The 2,915-nt window shown below is 29.6% G+C and carries 3 protein-coding genes; all 3 read right to left on the bottom strand.

Annotated elements, in window-relative coordinates; translation table 11 throughout:
* Nucleotides 1–26: 26 nt before the first annotated feature.
* On the bottom strand, nucleotides 27–1,553 hold the full coding sequence (locus tag Q0V09_RS10020) for a phage portal protein (protein ID WP_297489148.1): 1,527 nt from the start codon (nucleotides 1,551–1,553) through the stop codon (nucleotides 27–29).
* Between the two features lie 10 nt (nucleotides 1,554–1,563).
* Complete coding sequence (locus Q0V09_RS10025; RefSeq protein ID WP_297489151.1) at nucleotides 1,564–1,794, bottom strand: hypothetical protein; 231 nt, start codon at nucleotides 1,792–1,794, stop codon at nucleotides 1,564–1,566.
* A 21-nt stretch (nucleotides 1,795–1,815) separates the two neighbouring features.
* Nucleotides 1,816–2,915 (bottom strand): terminase gpA endonuclease subunit (locus Q0V09_RS10030; protein ID WP_297489154.1); only part of this gene is annotated, 1,100 nt, incomplete at its 5' end.

Raw genomic sequence — 2,915 nt, forward strand, 5'->3', positions numbered from 1 at the left:
CTCCGAAAATTAAAATTTCAGCAACATTATTTTTTTTCTTTACCGCTCTCCACCACGACATTTGTCTCACCACCTTTTAGTTCTCTCGATTTTCTTTTTAACTCTTCTAATTTTAGTTCATTTAATACTTCTCTTTTTCTTTGATTTTGGATTTTATCATATTCTCCTAATCCTAAAGCTTTCATTTCTCTTTCTCTTGTTGATAAGCCATTATTAATTTTTTCTATACTTGCTCTAACCTCTTTAATAGGATCTATTTGTCCTGGACTACTTCCTATCCATTCACAACTTAAATATGCTCTTCTTTTAAGTAAATCTTCTTTATAACCCTTTAATTCAATTTGTTTTTTATCTATCAAATAATCAACAAATTCAGAGTATATAGGATTACAAAATTCAATTAAAAAATTCTGTCTATGAACTAAATATGTTCTCCAGGCTTCATTTAAAGCTGCACGAGATGCTGAATAACTTTTGTTAAAATAACTTATTAAAACATCATTTGGTATCTCTAAAGCCGCTCCAATTTTCTTTATAATAGACCCTATAAATGTATCTAATGGAGAATACTGTCTATTAGGATTTGCAAATACAATGTCCTGTCCTGGAGCTAATTCTCCAAAATTTCCAGAATCAAATTGTAATATAGGAATCTCTTTAGCTGGTTTTTCTCCTAATTTACTTGCACCTTTTAACATAGTTTCTTGACTTTCATTTTTTATAAAAGCTGAAAATATGGTTGAAACGGCTATATTTTTTAACTCTGCTCTTCCAACTTTTGTTATTTGATGCAATTCTTCTATCAAAGGAGATAAAAGAGGAATCCCTCTTTTTTGCCCTATTCTTTCAGAATCAAAAACATGTATTATATTTCTTCTACCTGATTTTTCTCCAAATATTGGGACTTTAACAACATCTGTTTTTTCTTTATCTCTAGCAAAATAATATGCTACTGGAACTCCTTCAGGGTCTGTCTCAACTCCTTTAACAATTGTGTCACTATCACTTCCATTAGGTGATACACAATTTGCTGAATCTAATAATCTAACTTTTAATTCGAAAGCTTCTTTTAAATTACTTTTATATGGCATAACAGCAAATGCTTCACCATCAACTAATTTAGATGTCATTGCTAAAGCTTGTAATTGATAGAAATTCTTCATTCTGTTATAATCACATTCTGTTGATTCTGCCCAGTATTCCCATAAAGACTCTAATCTATCCTCTAGCTCCTCTGCTTCCTCTTGTGATATGCCTATAATCTTATAATCAATTGTTGATTTTAGTTTTAATCCTATTCCAATTGAATTAGTTCTTATTTTTCTAATTGCAGCTATTCCTACAGAATTTCCCATATACATTTCTCTAGATCTAGCTTTCAAAATATCTATATTATCTGATATATCTTCATCTGGAGTATTTAAAAAAGAATTAATATCCATTAAAGCTTTATTTACTAAACTTGCACCTGATCTACTGTAATTTGAAAAATCTTGTCTTTGAGGAATCCCTTTACTTTGAGTTCCTACTTTTCTTTGAGTTTTTTTTCCCACAACTTACTCCTTATTTCAATGCTATTGAAATTATCCCAATTCCACCACTATTATTATTTTCTAACTGAATACACCTCTCTTCCCATAGTTTTATTCCTATTTGTACATCTTTTAAATTTGCTTTTTTTAATTTAATTCCTGCTTTTGTTTCATATTCTTGACCTAGTAAAATTGCTTCCTCTGCTAAAAGATATTCTCTATATCTTTGCCTTGCTTCTTCTAAAGTTAATCCTGTACTCATAGTCAACTCCATAAATATATTTTATTTACTTTTATTTTTTTGATTTTTTAAAATTCTTTCTATTTCTTCAACATCAATTCCAATAGTTAGTAATATTCCAATTATATATGCTCTTATATCTAAAGCTTCATTTCTTGGTCTTATCTTTTCCCATATTATATTTCCTCTTTTATTAATCTTTTTAACTTCTCCAGTTATGCTTTCAAAATATTCTTCATCATATCCATATTTAGGATTTGAATTAAAATGACAATAACCTTCTCCTGGCTTATTAACTAATAATCTTGCAAATACAATGTTTTTCAAGGTATTTACTCCTAAAGAAACTAAATTAACTCTTTTACATTTGGTTAATTTAAATCCATTAAATCCAGGTCTTCCATTTCCTCCTATTCCTTTTATTCCATATACTGCTCTTTCTTGTCTTGCTGAAATAAAGTCATAAGCTTCATCTGTATAATGTCCTCCTGTATCTATTGCTGTTACTTCTACTCTTAAAGTTCTTCCTGTTTCCTCATCTATAAATTTTTTATTTATATATTGATCTAATCTATTCCAAGTTGATTTTTCACTTAAATTTCCTGTAACTTTATATGTTCCAAGACCCCAACTTTCCATTTTTAAGCCATAACCAACATATTCAAGTTGAAACCATCCATCTTGAACATCGATAGCTAATGCTATCACTCCAACTTGATCTGGAAGTTCTTTATATCTTTCTCTTCTTTTAAATAAAGCTTCATGTCCTATTGTCTGTTCAAGCTCTTCATCCCATGTTTCACCAAGTACAGTATTATGAAATGCTTTTAATTTTTCTAAATCATCTTTTTTTTCTAAATATTCTTGTACTATTTTCTTCCAAGTTACCCAAGGACTTGCAAGTGCTGATAACTTGTACCCATACATATTTTTTTCATTATTTTTATGTATCCACATCCCCTTTTGTTGTCCTCCTGCTTTCCAACTATCTTCATTACTCTCTGTTTCACATATTGGACAAACCATTGTAGGTTCTACTTGTATATCTTCTGAAAATCTCATTCTATCCCATGAAAAAGTTACATACTCTCCACACTCTGGACAAGGTATATGCCATTCTCCTTGAGTTGAATTTAAATACT

This window comes from uncultured Cetobacterium sp. (assembly GCF_947039425.1).
GTDB lineage: Bacteria > Fusobacteriota > Fusobacteriia > Fusobacteriales > Fusobacteriaceae > Cetobacterium_A.